At 58.2% G+C, this 14,928-nt stretch carries 12 protein-coding genes and 1 pseudogene; 5 read left to right on the forward strand and 8 right to left on the reverse strand.

Annotated elements, in window-relative coordinates:
• Nucleotides 1-57: 57 nt before the first annotated feature.
• Both guaA and guaB read right to left on the reverse strand, forming a co-directional pair.
• The gene (guaA, locus tag FDP08_RS04025; RefSeq protein WP_137434732.1) at nucleotides 58-1,635 is read right to left on the reverse strand and encodes a glutamine-hydrolyzing GMP synthase; all 1,578 of its coding nucleotides are present in this window, start codon (nucleotides 1,633-1,635) and stop codon (nucleotides 58-60) included.
• Nucleotides 1,636-1,700: 65 nt separating this feature from the next.
• Nucleotides 1,701-3,164, reverse strand: a complete 1,464-nt coding sequence (guaB, locus tag FDP08_RS04030; RefSeq protein WP_137434733.1) for an IMP dehydrogenase — start codon at nucleotides 3,162-3,164, stop codon at nucleotides 1,701-1,703.
• A gap of 191 nt (nucleotides 3,165-3,355) precedes the next feature.
• Between guaB and xseA the strand changes: the two genes are divergently transcribed.
• The 3 genes and pseudogenes from xseA to FDP08_RS04045 all read left to right on the forward strand — a co-directional run bounded on the left by xseA (nucleotide 3,356) and on the right by FDP08_RS04045 (nucleotide 7,276).
• Nucleotides 3,356-4,735, forward strand: a complete 1,380-nt coding sequence (xseA, locus tag FDP08_RS04035) for an exodeoxyribonuclease VII large subunit (RefSeq protein ID WP_137434734.1) — start codon at nucleotides 3,356-3,358, stop codon at nucleotides 4,733-4,735.
• Nucleotides 4,736-4,825: 90 nt separating this feature from the next.
• Nucleotides 4,826-6,718: pseudogene (locus FDP08_RS04040) on the forward strand (propionyl-CoA synthetase); the annotation flags it as partial.
• A gap of 345 nt (nucleotides 6,719-7,063) precedes the next feature.
• Nucleotides 7,064-7,276 (forward strand): cold-shock protein, encoded by a 213-nt coding sequence (locus tag FDP08_RS04045; RefSeq protein ID WP_137434736.1) that lies wholly within the window; start codon nucleotides 7,064-7,066, stop codon nucleotides 7,274-7,276.
• Nucleotides 7,277-7,355: 79 nt separating this feature from the next.
• On the opposite strand, the gene leuA is transcribed toward FDP08_RS04045, so the two are convergent.
• Complete coding sequence (leuA, locus tag FDP08_RS04050) at nucleotides 7,356-9,056, reverse strand: 2-isopropylmalate synthase (protein ID WP_137434737.1); 1,701 nt, start codon at nucleotides 9,054-9,056, stop codon at nucleotides 7,356-7,358.
• A gap of 146 nt (nucleotides 9,057-9,202) precedes the next feature.
• On the opposite strand from leuA, the gene FDP08_RS04055 reads away from it, so the two are divergent.
• Entirely contained in the window at nucleotides 9,203-9,700 is a 498-nt protein-coding gene (locus tag FDP08_RS04055; RefSeq protein WP_137434738.1) for an Lrp/AsnC family transcriptional regulator, read from the forward strand.
• A gap of 4 nt (nucleotides 9,701-9,704) precedes the next feature.
• Here FDP08_RS04055 and FDP08_RS04060 read toward each other — a convergent pair whose 3' ends face one another.
• Nucleotides 9,705-10,319, reverse strand: a complete 615-nt coding sequence (locus FDP08_RS04060; RefSeq protein ID WP_137434739.1) for a TetR/AcrR family transcriptional regulator — start codon at nucleotides 10,317-10,319, stop codon at nucleotides 9,705-9,707.
• Between the two features lie 9 nt (nucleotides 10,320-10,328).
• Nucleotides 10,329-10,757 carry a PaaI family thioesterase gene (locus FDP08_RS04065; RefSeq protein ID WP_137434740.1) on the reverse strand — a complete coding sequence of 143 codons (429 nt, stop codon included), beginning with the start codon at nucleotides 10,755-10,757 and terminating at the stop codon, nucleotides 10,329-10,331.
• Between the two features lie 108 nt (nucleotides 10,758-10,865).
• Between FDP08_RS04065 and FDP08_RS04070 the strand changes: the two genes are divergently transcribed.
• Nucleotides 10,866-12,599, forward strand: coding sequence for a proline--tRNA ligase (locus tag FDP08_RS04070; protein ID WP_137434741.1), 1,734 nt, complete (start codon nucleotides 10,866-10,868; stop codon nucleotides 12,597-12,599).
• A 6-nt stretch (nucleotides 12,600-12,605) separates the two neighbouring features.
• On the opposite strand, the gene murB is transcribed toward FDP08_RS04070, so the two are convergent.
• The 3 genes from murB to kdsB are packed head-to-tail and all read right to left on the reverse strand — an operon-like array spanning nucleotide 12,606 to nucleotide 14,922.
• Complete coding sequence (gene murB, locus FDP08_RS04075) at nucleotides 12,606-13,661, reverse strand: UDP-N-acetylmuramate dehydrogenase (protein ID WP_137434742.1); 1,056 nt, start codon at nucleotides 13,659-13,661, stop codon at nucleotides 12,606-12,608.
• Nucleotides 13,658-14,137 carry a low molecular weight protein-tyrosine-phosphatase gene (locus tag FDP08_RS04080; RefSeq protein ID WP_137434743.1) on the reverse strand — a complete coding sequence of 160 codons (480 nt, stop codon included), beginning with the start codon at nucleotides 14,135-14,137 and terminating at the stop codon, nucleotides 13,658-13,660. Before FDP08_RS04080 ends, murB begins: the two co-directional genes overlap by 4 nt.
• On the reverse strand, nucleotides 14,134-14,922 hold the full coding sequence (kdsB, locus tag FDP08_RS04085) for a 3-deoxy-manno-octulosonate cytidylyltransferase (RefSeq protein ID WP_137434744.1): 789 nt from the start codon (nucleotides 14,920-14,922) through the stop codon (nucleotides 14,134-14,136). The genes FDP08_RS04080 and kdsB overlap by 4 nt, the downstream gene beginning before the upstream one ends.
• Nucleotides 14,923-14,928: the final 6 nt, after the last annotated feature.

The following is a 14,928-nucleotide window of genomic DNA, read 5'->3' on the forward strand; positions in this document are numbered from 1 at the left end:
GTTTATTCGGTCACGCTCAATTGTAGTTGCCCATCACGGTCAGTACCAGACGCCCACCTATTCCCATTCGATGGTGGCAGGTGGCTTGGAGGAGACATCGTAGGTTACCCGGGATACGCCCTCGATTTCGTTGATAATGCGGTTCGACACCGTTTCCAGCAAATCGTAAGGCAGGTGTGCCCAACGTGCGGTCATGAAATCAATGGTTTCTACCGCCCGCAGCGCCACCACGTATTCATATCGGCGGGCATCGCCAACGACACCCACCGACTTGACCGGCAGGAAGACCGCGAAGGCCTGACTGGTCTTGTGATAGAAGTCGGCGCGATGTAACTCCTCCAGGAAGATGGCATCGGCCCGGCGCAGTATTTCCGCGTACTCCTTTTTGACCTCACCCAGAATCCGTACGCCCAGGCCTGGCCCCGGGAAGGGGTGGCGATACACCATGTCGTAAGGCAGGCCCAGTTCAAGCCCGATACGACGCACCTCGTCCTTGAACAGTTCACGCAGCGGCTCCACCAGCTTCATTTTCATGGTTTCGGGCAGACCGCCGACATTATGGTGGGACTTGATGACATGGGCCTTGCCGGTCTTGGAAGCCGCAGATTCGATCACATCCGGGTAGATGGTACCCTGGGCAAGCCAGTTAACATCGCGGATGTTGGCGGCCTCTTCATCAAAGACATCGATAAAGGTGTTACCAATGATCTTGCGCTTGTTCTCGGGGTCATCGACTCCCTTGAGCTTGGACAGGAACAGGTCTTCCGCATCCACACGGATGACCTTGACGCCCATGTTGCTGGCGAACATGTCCATGACCTGATCGCCCTCGTGCAGGCGCAGCAGCCCGTTGTCCACAAAAACGCAGGTTAACTGGTCGCCAATGGCCTTGTGCAGCAGCGCTGCCGTAACGGAGGAGTCAACACCGCCGGAGAGCCCGAGCAGCACCTTGTCCTCGCCGACCTGATTGCGGATCTGCTGAACCGCATCATCAACAATCTTGGCCGGTGTCCACAGCGCCTCACACTGGCAGACGTTGAGCACAAAGTGTTCGAGAATGCGTTTTCCCTGCAGCGTGTGGGTCACTTCCGGATGAAACTGAACACCATACAGATTGCGGCTGAGATCCTGCATGGCGGCAATTGGCGCGCTTTCTGTGGATGCCAGCAGTTCGAACCCCTCAGGCATGACTACCACCTTGTCGCCATGGCTCATCCAGACATCCAGCAGAGAGTCTCCCGTAGCCGTCAGGTGATCGGTAATATCCTGGAGCAACGGCCCCTTGGCGCGCACCTTCACCTGGGCATAGCCGAACTCCCGCTTTTCGGAACTGGCCACCCGGCCACCGAGCTGCTCGGCCATGGTTTGCATGCCGTAGCAGATACCGAGTACCGGAATGCCCTTGTCGAACAGCCCTTCCGGCGCCCTGGGGCCACCCAGCTTGGTGACAGACTCGGGACCACCGGCGAGGATGATGCCTTTAGGATTGAAATCATTGAGTTCCTGATCAGTGATATCGAAGGCCTTGATCTCGCAATAGACACCGATTTCCCGAACGCGGCGTGCGATGAGCTGGGTGTACTGGGAACCAAAATCGAGAATCAGAATGCGGTGGTCGTGGATGTTGTGGGCCATGAAATCCTCGGATCAGAAAGAAAAAGCGCGGCTCATACCCTGAGCCGCGCCTGGAACGACAATAATCAGCCGATACGGTAGTTGGGGGCTTCCTTGGTGATGGTTACGTCATGGACGTGGCTCTCACGCATGCCCGCATTGGTGATGCGGACGAATTCCGGCTTGGTGCGCATCTCTTCCATGGTCGCGCTACCGGTGTAACCCATGGAGGCTCGCAGGCCACCCATCAGTTGGTGCACGATATTGCGCATTGGCCCTTTACAGGCAACACGACCTTCAATGCCCTCCGGTACCAGTTTCTCAATGCCCTTGCTGGCATCCTGGAAGTAACGGTCACTGGAGCCCTGCCCCATGGCCCCGATCGAACCCATCCCCCGATAAGCCTTGTAACTGCGCCCCTGGAACAGCTCCACTTCACCCGGTGCCTCGTCGGTACCAGCAAGCAGACTGCCAATCATGACACTGTAGGCTCCGGCGGCGATGGCCTTGGAAATGTCTCCGGAGAAACGCACACCGCCATCGGCAATCACCGGAACGCCACGGTCTTTCAGTGCGGCGGCAACGTTGGAAACAGCGGAGATCTGGGGGACGCCAATTCCGGAAACAATACGTGTGGTACAGATCGAACCGGGGCCAATACCGACCTTGACCGCATCCGCTCCGGCATCAGCCAGGTCGATCGCTGCTTCAGAGGTGGCAATGTTGCCGCCAATGACCTGAACCTGGGGGAAATGTTCCTTGATCCAGCGAACCCGATCAAGCACGCCTTTGGAATGACCGTGGGCAGTATCCACAACAATCACATCCACGCCGGCTTCTACCAGGGCAGCGACCCGGGCCTCGGTGTCAGCACCGGTTCCCACCGCCGCGCCGGCCCGGAGACGACCCTGATCGTCCTTGCACGCCAACGGATAATCCTTGGCTTTCTGAATATCCTTGACGGTGATCAGGCCTCGTAATTCAAACTCCTCGTTGACCACCAGCACTTTTTCGATACGGTGACGATGGAGCAGTTCCTTGACGTCTTCAAGATCCGCGCCTTCCTTGACCGTCACCAGCTTGTCCTTGCCGGTCATGATATCGGAAACCGGGGTGTCCAGGCGGCTTTCGAAACGGATATCCCGGCCGGTCACAATACCGACCAGATCACGGCCATCCACTACCGGCAGGCCTGAAATGTTGTTGGCCATGGTGATATCGACCAGTTCGCGGACCGTGGTTTCCGGTGTTACGGTGATTGGATCTTTCACCACGCCGCTTTCGAACTTTTTCACCTTACGGACCGCCGCGGCCTGCTGCTCAACGGACATGCTCTTGTGCATGATACCGATGCCGCCTTCCTGCGCCATGGAGATAGCCAGCTCTGCTTCGGTAACGGTATCCATGGCCGCTGAAATCAGCGGAATATTCAGGGTGATACCTTTGGTCAGCTTGGTTTGCAGGCTGACCTGTTGAGGAAGAACCTCTGAATATCCTGGTACAAGCAATACATCGTCAAATGTGAGGGCTTCTTCGGCAATTCGCAGCATTGGGATCCGCCTTTTGAACATGCTAGATTGGAGGATTCCGGTGCCACATCCAGCAGGGTGCAGCAAAGCAAAATCCTTAATCGACCTATTATAAATGGGCCTTGGTTGACAGTAAACCGGCGTTGTTTGACCACCGGGTTGCATCTTTTTGAATTTTCGTTATTTTTACCCTCCAATTTCGGCTTGTGCGTATGCATCAACACGGAGCGCCTCCCTTGGACAGTGGTTTTCAGGATTCCCGGCCGCGGGCACTGAGTGTCAGCGAACTGAATCACCAGGCCCGCCACCTGCTTGAGGCCAGTTTTATGCAGGTGTGGGTCGAGGGCGAACTGTCTGGCCTCTCCCGCCCGTCTTCCGGTCACTGGTACTTTTCCCTCAAGGACCGCAAATGCCAGATCCGCTGCGCCATGTTCCGGGGCTTCAACCAACGGGTGAAGGACGTCCCGAAGGAAGGCGAACAGGTCCGCATACGTGGCAAGGTCACTCTTTATGAGAACCGGGGCGACTTCCAGATTATTGTGGAGCATATCGAGCCTGCCGGTCTGGGAGCACTGCAACAGGCTTTTGAAGAACTGAAGCGGAAACTTCAACAGGAAGGGCTGTTTGATGCGGCCCGCAAAAAGCCGCTGCCTACAACGCCCCGACACATAGGGGTTGTCACCTCGCCGACCGGTGCTGCCATCCACGATATCCTGACTGTGCTGGCGAGACGCTGCCCTGCTATTCCGGTAACGCTCTACCCCACCGTGGTCCAGGGAAAAGCCGCTACAGCCGATATCGTTCGCGCGATTGACCGGGCTACGCGCCATGGTGTTGCCGACGTTCTGATTATTGGCCGTGGGGGTGGATCCCTTGAAGATCTCTGGTGCTTCAACGAAGAAGCTGTGGCCCGTGCCATCGCGCAATGCCCACTGCCGACGGTCAGCGCAGTGGGTCACGAAGTGGATGTCACCATTGCCGATTTCGTGGCGGACCTGCGCGCCCCGACTCCCTCTGCAGCGGCCGAAAAAATTTCACCGGATCAGAACGACTGGCTGCGCCAGCTCACGGAGCGGGAACTGAGGCTGGCCGGGGCGGCCAGCCGTGCCCTCAAGCGCATGGAAACCCGGCTGGAGCACTTGTCAGCGCGGTTACGTGACCCCCGCCGGGAGCTGATGGAAAAAGCCCAGCGCATGGACGAACTGGACCTGCGACTGGGCACAGCCATGAGCCAGCGAATTGAGCGCAGCAGGGTAAAGGTGGCCCACCTTGACCAGCGTCTGGCCATGCAATCCCCGGTCAGACAACTCAGTGACAGCCAGGCCAGCGTCAACCAGCTTGCTGAGCGACTGGTCCGGGTAGCTCGGGAATCCCTCACACGAAGGCGCGACCGCCTGGAACACATGGGCCAGACGCTACATGTGGTCAGTCCGCTGGCCACGCTTGGCCGTGGCTATGCCATCGTCCAGCAAGAGAACGGCGACATTGTGCGCCATGCCGACCGTGTTCAACCCGGAGATAAAATTACCGCGCGGGTTGCCCACGGACAGCTCGAAGCAAACGTGATTTCAGTCAATTCCGAAGACCAATAACCGTCAAAAAGACAGAAACTTAGCCTATGGTCTAGTAGTCCTGTACCTCAAAGCGCTTACAGTTGTGAGAAATGCCCAACACAACAACAACACTACGAGGTGGATGTTATGGACTACCACTCCGAATTCAGGCAATCCATCGACCGGCCTGAAGATTTCTGGCGAGAAAAGGCGTCTGCCATTGACTGGATCGAGCCACCCAAAACCATCTGGAAGCCCACCGACAATGGCCATGGCCAGTGGTTTCCGGACGGTGTCCTGAACACCTCGGATGTCGCTCTTGACGCCAATATCCGTGCCGGACGCGGTGAACAGAAAGCACTGATTTACGATTCCCCCGTTACCGGCACCACCGACTCCTACACCTACAACGAACTTACCCGTGCCGTGGCGACCTTTGCCGGTGTGCTGCAGGACCGCGGTGTCACCAAGGGTGACCGGGTAATCATCTACATGCCCATGGTGCCGGAAGCCGTGATTGCCATGCTGGGCTGCGCCCGCATTGGCGCCATCCATTCCGTAGTGTTCGGCGGTTTTGCCGCCCATGAGCTGGCGGTGCGCATCAACGATGCGACACCCAAGGCTGTGATTACCGCCTCCTGCGGTATCGAAGTGAAAAAGGTCATCGAGTACAAGCCACTGGTGGACCGGGCGATCGACCAGGCTGACCACAAGCCGGAATGCTGCATTGTGTTCCAGCGGCCGCAGGTGCGAGCCGAACTGAAAAGCGGCCGGGATTTTGACTGGAGCGAGCTCATGGCCCAGGCCAGCCCCGTCGATCCGGTACCGGTAAAAGCCACCGACCCTCTGTACATTCTTTACACCTCCGGCACCACCGGTAAACCCAAGGGCGTTGTCCGCGATAACGGCGGCCATGCTGTGGCTCTGCGCTACAGCATGCAGCTGGTTTACGATGCCAGCCCGGGTGATGTCTACTGGGCTGCCTCGGACGTAGGATGGGTGGTTGGCCATAGCTACATTGTTTACGCACCCCTGTTTGCCGGGTGCACTACCATCCTTTATGAAGGCAAGCCGGTAAAAACACCGGATGCCGGCGCCTTCTGGCGCGTTGTTCAGGATCACGGCGTCAACCTGCTGTTTACGGCGCCCACGGCTTTCCGCGCGGTCCGTAAAGAAGATCCGGAAGCCGATCAGCTGTCGCGGTATGACATCAGCTCGCTGAAACGGATTTTCCTGGCCGGGGAAAGGCTGGACCCTCCCACCTACGAGTGGCTCAAGGAACACACCCGTCTGCCTGTTCTCGACCACTGGTGGCAGACCGAAACCGGCTGGGCAATCTGCTGCAACCCGGTGGGCATCGAAATGATGGAGACGAAACCCGGATCTGCCACGGTACCCTCACCCGGCTACAACGTTCAGGTGGTGGATATGGAAGGGAGCCAGGTTCCGGCCGGCGAGCAGGGCCAGATTGCCGTCAAGCTGCCGTTGCCTCCGGGGTGCATGACCACGGTATGGGGCGATGATGCCCGCTTCCGCAAGACCTATCTGGAGCCGATCGACGGATTCTACAGTTCCGGAGACGGCGGCTATATCGACGACGACGGTTATGTGTTCGTCATGGGGCGAACCGACGACGTCATCAATGTGGCCGGGCACCGGCTCTCAACCGGCGAAATGGAAGAAGTTGTTGCCTCGCATCCTGCGATTGCCGAATGCTGTGTTGTGGGCGCTCACGATGAAATGAAAGGCCAGATTCCCATCGGACTGGTATTGATCAAGGATGGAGCGACCATCGATCACGATGAGCTCGAGGACGAATTGATCGAAATGGTTCGCGAGAAAATCGGTGCTATTGCCTGCTTCCGCAGGGCACTGGTTGTGGACCGGCTACCGAAAACACGGTCAGGCAAGATCCTGCGCCGGGTTATCCGCCAGATTGCCGACGGTGAGGAATACGCCGTGCCCAGCACCATTGATGACCCGGCGATACTGGAAGAGATCAGCCAGCAGTTCAGACACTGAAATAATCAGCTGCCCCAACGCATCGTCACCAACCGGAGCCGGCCAGTCGGCAACGCTTCGGCTTGGTGACAAGCTTATTACAAGCTGTTGTTTTTGCGGCTTAAAAAACTTGAATAAAGTACTAAAAAAAGCGTTGACGCACTCCCAGCTCGGTCTATACTGAAAATGCTGTGAAAATACAGCGGTATTTTGTGAATGCGTTTCAACGTCCTGCCACAGAGCTCTTCGTTGCCACTTTCCTCAGTACTTTCTGGATTTTTACAGCATCGGTAATCCCACGGGTTGTCCCGCAGGAACACCGAAGGTCCCGTGAGGGCAAAAATCTCGGAAATACAGGAAAGATCAATGTCAGATGATACAAAAACAGGCCACGTAAAGTGGTTTAACGAGTCAAAGGGCTTTGGTTTCATCGCCCAGGACGGTGGCAGTGACGTATTCGTTCACTACAGTGCAATCAACTCCAGCGGATTCCGTACCCTGACCGAAGGTCAACAGGTGCAGTTTACCGTCACACAGGGACCGAAAGGCCCCCAGGCGGAAAACGTAACCCCGGTCTGAGGTTTGCGCGACCCCGCCCTATGCCCCTCACGGGCACAGGGAACACAAAAAAGCCGGCAGCTGCCGGCTTTTTTCGTGGTCACGCACTCGCGTCAGCTGTCGCTGTACTGGAAACCCGATGTTGATGAACCTCTCCCACCACTTGGGAAACCGCCGAGAACAGCGCCTGAAGCGTGGCCGAGGTGGTATCCTCCGCCAGTGCCGCTGCGCTGCAATGCTGGCCGTTGACGGTCACTCGGATACAGGCCAGCGCATTGGCGTTGGTGCCCTCACCCAGCGCGAATTCATCGTAGGCTTCTACCGCCAGCGACACGCCATATTCTGCCTCCAGCGCCGCTGACACCGCCTCCACGGCACCAAGACCGTGTCCCTTCAAGATGACGGGTTCATCCCCGGCGCCGATGCTTACAGTAGCAGCAACACCTTCGTCATCGCGGTGCAGATCGTAGGATCTCAGCTCCCAGGCTCCGGGCACTTTCAGGTAACGGTCTTCAAACAGCCGGTGGATGGTCAGTGAGTCAATCTCGCCACCATTGGTTTCTGCCTCCCGCTGCACCAGCTTGCTGAACTCAATCTGCAACCAGCGTGGCAGGCTGATGTTGTAGTCCCGCTCAAGCACGTAGGCAACGCCGCCCTTGCCGGACTGGCTGTTGATGCGGACGACCTCTTCGTAACGACGGCCCAGATCCCGTGGATCGATCGGCAGATAGGCCACATGCCAGGTATCACCGTCCTTACGTTTTGCGAGGCACTTGCGGATGGCATCCTGGTGGCTGCCCGAAAACGCCGTGAACACAAGTTCACCGGCATAGGGGTGGCGTGGATGGGTGGATATCTCGGTGCAGGCTTCCACGACATCGGTAATCTCAGCCATGCCAGACAGGTCTACAGTGGGATCCACGCCCTGGGAGTACAGGTTCATCGCCATGGTCACCAGGTCCATATTGCCGGTGCGCTCCCCGTTGCCCATCAGCGTGCCTTCTACACGGTCAGCCCCGGCCATGACCGCCAGTTCCGCCGCTGCCACGCCGCAGCCACGGTCATTGTGGGTGTGAACGCTGATGCTGATGTGCTCACGGTAGCGGACATGGTCACAGATCCACTCGATCTGGTCGGCAAATACATTGGGTGTGGCCATTTCCACAGTGGCCGGCAGGTTGATCACCACCGGTTGCCCCTGATCCGGACGCCAGACATCGTTTACCGCATCGATCACTTCTGCGGCATAGTCCAGCTCTGTGCCGGTAAAGCTTTCCGGTGAGTACTGGAAGGTCCACTCGGTATCGGGGTATTTTTCGGCGTTGGCCTTGACGATGCGCGCCCCGTTGACCGCAATGTCCCTGATACCGTCCCGGTCCATGCCAAACACCTGTTCCCGCTGGACCGTGGAGGTTGAGTTATACACGTGGACAATGGCCTTGCGAGCACCTTTCAGCGCCTCATAGGTGCGCTCGATCAGTTCCGGCCTGGCCTGGGTAAGCACCTGAATGTGGACATCGTCCGGAATCCGGTCTTCTTCGATCAGCTTGCGACAGAAATCGAAATCCGGCTGGCTTGCGGCCGGAAAGCCGATCTCGATTTCCTTGAATCCCAGTTTGACCAGTAACTCGAACATCCGCTGCTTCTGGGCCACCGACATGGGCTTCACCAGCGCCTGGTTGCCATCCCGAAGGTCAACGGCACAAAAACGCGGTGCCGTGGTGATGACCTTGTCGGGCCAGCGGCGATCCGTTTTTGCCACCGGCGTGAACGCAACGTACTTACGATGATCAAATGCCATTGGGGTGATTCCTTGCTGTTCGGACTGGGAATTCATTGACTGTGTATCAGGATAGCGCGTCATTTGGGGAAAATGATTGCTTTTTTGCCTTTCGAAGGCAGAGAATAGCCATATTATTCCATTTAATGACAAATCGGCGGCAGTTTATGTCAACATCCGCGAAATCACTTGTTAAAATCGACAGGATTGACCGCAATATCCTCGAACAATTGCAGCAGGATGGCTCCCTGACAAACCAGGAGCTGGCTGACAAGGTGGGGCTTTCCCCCTCCCCTTGTCTGCGAAGGGTTCGCGCTCTGGAAGAAGCCGGGGTGATTGTCCGGCAGGTGACCATACTCGATCACAAGAAACTGGGGCTGTCGTTAACCGCGATCATCCTGATCGGAATGGATCGCCACACGCCCGAGCGTTTTGCCGCCTTCGAGAAAGAGGTGGGAGAGTACCCGGAAGTACAGGAATGCTACCTGATCACCGGCCAGGATGCCGACTACATGCTGAAGGTTGTCGTGCCGGACATGGATCACTATCACCACTTCCTGCTCAACCGCATCACCCGCATTCAGGGGGTCAGCGGCGTGCATTCAAGTTTCGTGCTCAGACGGGTGATTGACAGCACAGCCCTGCCACTGGGGTATCTTTCCTGACGCGCTACCGGACCAACTCTACAAGATAGGCCCGTGCCATGCATTTGAGCTCGCTGATCATCAGACGGGCCTGCTTATCCGGCAGGGTGGCTGCCAGCCTGAGGACTGTACCGGCGGACCGGGGCAACATCAGGCTTGCCGTCCAGCGCCGGTCGCCTGGCAGCCGGGGGCACTCCCTTTTCAGGCGGGCATCCATGTCACGGGCATGGCTGTACAGCTCGCGGACATCCAGTTCCCGCAACTCAGGCATGGATTCCACACCACTCCAAATGGCGGAGTACGCCGGTTCGTTCCGGTAGAACTCGTAAAACTGATCGATCAGCACGTCCACCGCGTCCATCAGCTCCAGGGTTTCGAGCCGCTCCCGCAAGGCCGATTCCATCCTGCTGACGTGGTCTTCGGCAATGGCCTTTACAATGGCGGTCTTGTTGGGAAAGTAACGATAGAGTGAAGCCAGCGACATATCCGACTGGCGGGCAATGGCAGACATGCTGGTGGCGTCCACACCGACCTCGTGAAAGATAGCAGCAGCGTGGCTGAGGATGCTGTCAACCCGCTCCCGGCTCCGGGCCTGCACTGGCTGACGGCGAGGTGTAACGTCTATGGATTCTTCAGTCATATCCCTTCTTCAGTCGCGGCTATACGGTAAAGCATAGCTGCCAGTCACGTGGGCGACCAGTTGCTGGTCATTCCCTTCCCCTGATAGCAGCCGGACTTCACAGAAAGCGATCCGCCTTCCCATGCGTAAAACCGTGGCTTCGCCAATCAGATCGGCCGGCGCCGGCCGCTGCAGAAAATTGATGGAAAGGTTGCTGGTCACCGCCATTTCCACCTTGCCGATCGCGGCCATGACAGCCGCATACATGGACGCATCCGCCAGCGCCATCTGCACCGGGCCGGACAAGGTTCCCCCCGGCCGAATGAGCCGTTCTGAGAACACTAGGCGGGTGCGGGCGTAGCCCTGATCTCCGGCCTCGTCGACGGTAAAGCCGATATCCTCCGCCATGGGCACTCCGGCACGTATGACTGCCTCAACTTCGGCCGCTGTCAGGGTCATTCACTTCTCTCCCTCTGTCCATCTGTACCTTGTGGTAATCGCTCCGTACAATAGCGGCCACCATGTAATAAATAAAGAATCCCTTCTCAACTGTTTACGGATAACACAATGCGAGCAAGCCGTTACCTGATTGCCACCCAGAAAGAAACGCCTGCAGATGCCGAGATCATCAGCCACCAGATGATGCTCAGGGCCGGGATGATCCGCAAACTGGCCGCTGGCCTTTACTCCTGGTTGCCAATGGGGCTCAGAGTGCTGCGCAAGGTTGAGCGCATCGTGAGAGAAGAAATGGACAAGAGCGGTGCCCAGGAAGTGTTGATGCCTGCCGTGCAACCTGCCGAGTTGTGGCAGGAATCCGGTCGCTGGGAGCAGTACGGTGGTGAGTTGCTGCGAATGAACGACCGCCATGGCCGTGACTTCTGCTTCGGACCCACTCACGAAGAGGTCATCACCGACCTGATCCGCAACGAGCTCAAAAGCTACAAGGAACTGCCGGCGAACTTCTATCAGATCCAGACCAAGTTCCGCGATGAACGACGCCCACGGTTTGGCGTGATGCGGGCCCGGGAATTCATCATGAAGGACGCCTACTCCTTCCATGTTACTGCCGAGTCCCTGAATGACACTTATCAATTGATGCACCGTACTTACTGTGCCATTTTCGATCGCCTTGGCCTGGATTATCGCCCGGTAGAAGCAGACTCCGGCGCCATCGGTGGCAGCGCCTCCCATGAGTTCCATGTACTGGCCTCTTCCGGTGAGGACGCCATCGTGTTCAGCACCGGCAGCGACTACGCCGCTAACATCGAAAAGGCCGAAGCCATCGCCCCGGCCGGCGAACGGCCGGCACCGTCGCAGGACCTGAAAGAAGTGGCAACGCCTGAGCAACGCACCATTGAGGCGGTGTCGGGTTTCCTCAACGTCGACGCCAGCGCAACGATCAAAACGTTGATGGTCAGAGCCGAGGAAGACGAAAACGGCAACATCGGTCTGATTGCATTAATCCTGCGAGGCGACCATACCCTCAACGACATCAAGGCCGAGCAGCTTGAAGGCGTGGCTGAGCCGCTGACCATGGCCACCGACGAGGAAATCGAGTTGGCCATCGGCTGCAAGGCCGGTTCCATCGGGCCGGTGAATCTGCCGGTGCCCGTGATTGTTGATCGCAGTGCCGCACACCTGGCGGACTTCGTCTGTGGCGCCAACAAGGAGGGCTACCACCTGACCGGCGTCAACTGGGAGCGGGATGTACCCCTGACGCGGGTGGAAGATCTGCGCAACGTCGTAGAAGGCGATGCCAGCCCGGACGGGAAAGGCACCCTCGAGATCCGTCGCGGCATCGAGGTGGGCCATATCTTCAAGCTGGGCAACAAGTACAGCAAAGCCATGAACGCCACTGTACTGGATGAGAACGGCAAGAGCGCTATTCTGGAAATGGGGTGTTACGGCATTGGTGTTTCCCGGATTGTCGCCTCCTCCATTGAGCAGAACCATGACGACAAGGGCATCATCTGGCCGGAGGCCATTGCGCCATTTGAAGTGGCCATCGTGACGCTGAATGCCCACAAGTCACCCGCCGTGATGGAAGCGGGTGAAAAGCTCTATGAACAGCTTCGCCAGGCAGGGTTTGATGTTCTGCTGGACGACCGCAACGAGCGGCCGGGTGTGAAGTTTGCAGACATGGAGCTGATCGGCATTCCCCATCGCTTCGTGGTGTCTGAACGGGGTCTGGCCGCAGAAACTCTGGAATACAAAGGCCGCCGCGACGAGGACAAACAGGATGTTCCGCTGGCGGAAGCGCTTCCGTTCCTGATCAGCGCCTCACCCCGCCACGGACTCTGAGGTCTCTTAAAGTGGGAGTGGTTGGCAGCTTGCCTGGCTGCCGACCACTCCCGGCTCCATCTCCAAGGCGATACCAAAGCGCGCCTCGACATCTTTACGAATCCTTTCCGCCAGTGAAAGCACATCCTGGCCGTTGCCATTGGAGTGATTCACGAGCACCAGCGCCTGCCGGTTGTGAACGCCCACCTTGCCATTGCGATACCCCTTCCAGCCACACTGATCAATCAGCCATGCGGCGGCTACCTTGGCATTGTCATCACCAGGATGCCCGGCAATGTCCGGGTAGGATTGCTGCAGCGAGCGCCAGGTGTCGAGGGGTATGACCGGATTCTTGAAAAAACTGCCGGCATTGGGAAGCTGGGCCGGGTCCGGCAGCTTGCGCCGCCGCACGGCCATGACGCCGTTTGCAACATCGAGTGGCGTCAGACTGCGCGCATCCTGGCCGTCAAAATATTCCGCAAGGTCGCGGTAATCCAGCTGGAAGGGGCGGGAGCGGGATAATCTCAGACGGACGGTGGTAATAACGTAGCGACCGGGCTCGTGCTTGAACACGCTGTCACGGTAGCTGAAATGGCACAGGCTGTTGGTGAGTGCTATTACTTTGCCGGTGTGTCGGTCCAGGGCACTGACTTCCAGCAAGGTATCCCGCAGCTCGGCGCCATAGGCACCGATATTCTGGACCGGGGCAGCGCCAACGGTTCCCGGGATCAGCGCCAGGTTCTCAATACCACGGTAACCGGCGGAGGCAGCGTACATAACGACCTCATGCCAGTTTTCACCGGCACCCAGAACCAACGTAGCCTCGCCTCCTTCAACATGCTCCCAGCACCGGCGGGCAATCGCCATGCGGATAACCAGGCCCCGGTAATCACCGGCGAAGACCAGGTTACTGCCACCGCCGAGAATCAGCGCCTCCACTGACTTTTCAGACGCCCACTCCAGAGCCTCCTGAAGCGCCTCGACAGACGTTACCGACACAAAGTACTGCGCCCGTGCGGCAATGCCCAGGCTGTTCATCTTACCCAGAAAGACGTTCTCCTGAACCTGCACCGGACTGATCAAGCCGCCTGCTCCCGGATATGCCGGAGGAGCCCTTCGCTGGCTTCGTTGATCAGATCCAGCACGTGTTCAAAACCCTGGTCGCCACCGTAATAGGGATCAGGTACCTCGTCATGCTCCGAACCGCCGAACTGCAGAAACAGAAGCGGCTCGGTACCGCCATTCTGGCGCCAGACATCCCGCACATCCGCCAGGTTCTGCCGGTCCATCACCAACACATAGTCATACTGGTCCAGGTCATCACTGCAGAACTGACGCGCCCGAAGATGGCCGATATCAATGCCACGAGTGCGCGCAGCGGCAATAGCGCGGCTGTCGGGAGCCTTGCCCACATGCCAGCCGCCGGTGCCGCAGGAGTCGATTGTGATCCGGTCTTCAAGCCCGGCCTGTTGAACCACCTTGCGGAAAACACCCTCTGCGCTCGGGGAGCGGCAGATGTTGCCGAGACAGACAAAAAGTACCTTTACCGGCGCGGTCATGAGCTTGGGGCCTCCTTCTGCTTTGCTGTCATGTAGTCCCGCAGACGCTCGAGGTCCTGCTGCGTATCAACGCCTGACGGCGGCACACGGCAGGCTTCTTCCACATGAATGCGAGCTCCGTTATAGAGCGCCCGCAGCTGCTCAAGGGATTCGGTCACTTCCGTCGGCGCCGGTGGCCAGGTGACAAAGTCACGCAGAAGGCTGACGCGGTATCCGTAGATGCCAATGTGGCGGTAGTAACCAACCCCCTCCGGCAGCTGCTTCCGGGCATCCGAAGCCTGCCATGCGTCCCTTGCCCAGGGTATCGGTGCGCGACTGAAATAATGCGCTATGCCGCGGTGGTCAAACACCACCTTCACCACATTGGGATTAAACACGCTGGCCGCGTCCGAAATCTGTTCGCAGAGCGTGGCTATGGCGGCATCGGGATGGGCTTCCAGGTTGGCAGCCACCTGATCTATCAGTTCCGGAGGTATCAGCGGCTCGTCGCCCTGGACATTGACCACTCGTTCGTCCGGGCCGAAATCCATCAGCCGGGCGACCTCTTCAAGGCGGTCGGTGCCACTGGCATGGTCGGCAGAGGTCATCACCACCTCTGCCCCGAATGCCCGGCAGGCTGTTTCAATTCTAGGGTCATCGGTGGCTATGATTACGCGGCTGGCGTGACTCTCGCAGGCGCGGTCATAGACATGCGCGATCATCGGCTTGCCGGCAATATCTGCCAGCGGCTTTCCCGGCAGGCGGGTGGATGCGTAGCGAGCCGGAATCACAACGGAATAGGACATACTGGC

The sequence above is a fragment of the Marinobacter panjinensis genome (assembly GCF_005298175.1).
Lineage (GTDB): Bacteria > Pseudomonadota > Gammaproteobacteria > Pseudomonadales > Oleiphilaceae > Marinobacter > Marinobacter panjinensis.

What these genes read in the sequence shown, in the direction of transcription:
- guaA (WP_137434732.1), bottom strand. Translation starts at nt 1,635, where the DNA reads ATGGCCCACAACATCCACGACCACCGCATTCTGATTCTCGATTTTGGT.
- guaB (WP_137434733.1), bottom strand. Translation starts at nt 3,164, where the DNA reads ATGCTGCGAATTGCCGAAGAAGCCCTCACATTTGACGATGTATTGCTT.
- xseA (WP_137434734.1), top strand. Translation starts at nt 3,356, where the DNA reads ATGCATCAACACGGAGCGCCTCCCTTGGACAGTGGTTTTCAGGATTCC.
- FDP08_RS04045 (WP_137434736.1), top strand. Translation starts at nt 7,064, where the DNA reads ATGTCAGATGATACAAAAACAGGCCACGTAAAGTGGTTTAACGAGTCA.
- leuA (WP_137434737.1), bottom strand. Translation starts at nt 9,056, where the DNA reads ATGGCATTTGATCATCGTAAGTACGTTGCGTTCACGCCGGTGGCAAAA.
- FDP08_RS04055 (WP_137434738.1), top strand. Translation starts at nt 9,203, where the DNA reads ATGTCAACATCCGCGAAATCACTTGTTAAAATCGACAGGATTGACCGC.
- FDP08_RS04060 (WP_137434739.1), bottom strand. Translation starts at nt 10,319, where the DNA reads ATGACTGAAGAATCCATAGACGTTACACCTCGCCGTCAGCCAGTGCAG.
- FDP08_RS04065 (WP_137434740.1), bottom strand. Translation starts at nt 10,757, where the DNA reads ATGACCCTGACAGCGGCCGAAGTTGAGGCAGTCATACGTGCCGGAGTG.
- FDP08_RS04070 (WP_137434741.1), top strand. Translation starts at nt 10,866, where the DNA reads ATGCGAGCAAGCCGTTACCTGATTGCCACCCAGAAAGAAACGCCTGCA.
- FDP08_RS04080 (WP_137434743.1), bottom strand. Translation starts at nt 14,137, where the DNA reads ATGACCGCGCCGGTAAAGGTACTTTTTGTCTGTCTCGGCAACATCTGC.
- kdsB (WP_137434744.1), bottom strand. Translation starts at nt 14,922, where the DNA reads ATGTCCTATTCCGTTGTGATTCCGGCTCGCTACGCATCCACCCGCCTG.